Raw genomic sequence first — 1,406 nt, forward strand, 5'->3', positions numbered from 1 at the left:
CACGAAGCAATCGGAAGTGGTTCCAAGAAAAGCCTCTAAGCTTCAGTCATACGAGACCGTACCGCAAACCGACACAGGTGGGCGAGATGAGTATTCTAAGGCGCTTGAGAGAACTCGGGAGAAGGAACTCGGCAAATTGGTACCGTAACTTCGGGAAAAGGTACGCCCCGGTAGCTTGATTGGTTTACTCCATGAGGGTGAAAGGGTTGCAATAAACTGGTGGCTGCGACTGTTTAATAAAAACACAGCACTCTGCAAACACGAAAGTGGACGTATAGGGTGTGACGCCTGCCCGGTGCTGGAAGATTAAATGATGGGGTGCAAGCTCTTGATTGAAGTCCCAGTAAACGGCGGCCGTAACTATAACGGTCCTAAGGTAGCGAAATTCCTTGTCGGGTAAGTTCCGACCTGCACGAATGGCGTAACGATGGCCACACTGTCTCCTCCCGAGACTCAGCGAAGTTGAAATGTTTGTGATGATGCAATCTACCCGCGGCTAGACGGAAAGACCCCATGAACCTTTACTGTAGCTTTGCATTGGACTTTGAACCAATCTGTGTAGGATAGGTGGGAGGCTTTGAAGCGGGGACGCTAGTTCTCGTGGAGCCAACCTTGAAATACCACCCTGGTTTGTTTGAGGTTCTAACCTTGGTCCGTTATCCGGATCGGGGACAGTGCATGGTAGGCAGTTTGACTGGGGCGGTCTCCTCCTAAAGTGTAACGGAGGAGTTCGAAGGTACGCTAGATACGGTCGGACATCGTGTTGATAGTGCAATGGCATAAGCGTGCTTAACTGCGAGACTGACAAGTCGAGCAGGTACGAAAGTAGGACATAGTGATCCGGTGGTTCTGTATGGAAGGGCCATCGCTCAACGGATAAAAGGTACTCTGGGGATAACAGGCTGATTCCTCCCAAGAGTTCATATCGACGGGGGAGTTTGGCACCTCGATGTCGGCTCATCACATCCTGGGGCTGTAGCCGGTCCCAAGGGTATGGCTGTTCGCCATTTAAAGTGGTACGTGAGCTGGGTTTAAAACGTCGTGAGACAGTTTGGTCCCTATCTGCCGTGGGCGTTGGAAATTTGAAGGGGGCTGCTCCTAGTACGAGAGGACCGGAGTGGACGAACCTCTGGTGTACCGGTTGTCACGCCAGTGGCATTGCCGGGTAGCTAAGTTCGGAAGAGATAACCGCTGAAAGCATCTAAGCGGGAAACTTGCCTTGAGATGAGATTTCCCAGAGCCTTGAGCTCTTTGAAGGGTCGTTCGAGACCAGGACGTTGATAGGCTGGGTGTGGAAGTGCAGTAATGCATTAAGCTAACCAGTACTAATTGCCCGTACGGCTTGTCCCTATAACCTTAGCAGGTACAGAGGATAAGACGGTACAACGTTGCGTGTGTGTTGATAC

Annotated in this window: 1 rRNA gene; it reads left to right on the forward strand. The window is 51.3% G+C overall.

What is annotated here, in order from left to right:
• A 23S ribosomal RNA gene (locus VPH40_RS27895) occupies positions 1–1,350 on the forward strand; the annotation flags it as partial.
• Positions 1,351–1,406: the final 56 nt, after the last annotated feature.

This window comes from Janthinobacterium sp. P210005, from assembly GCF_036231865.1.
Classification (GTDB): Bacteria; Pseudomonadota; Gammaproteobacteria; order Burkholderiales; family Burkholderiaceae_D; genus Janthinobacterium; species Janthinobacterium kumbetense.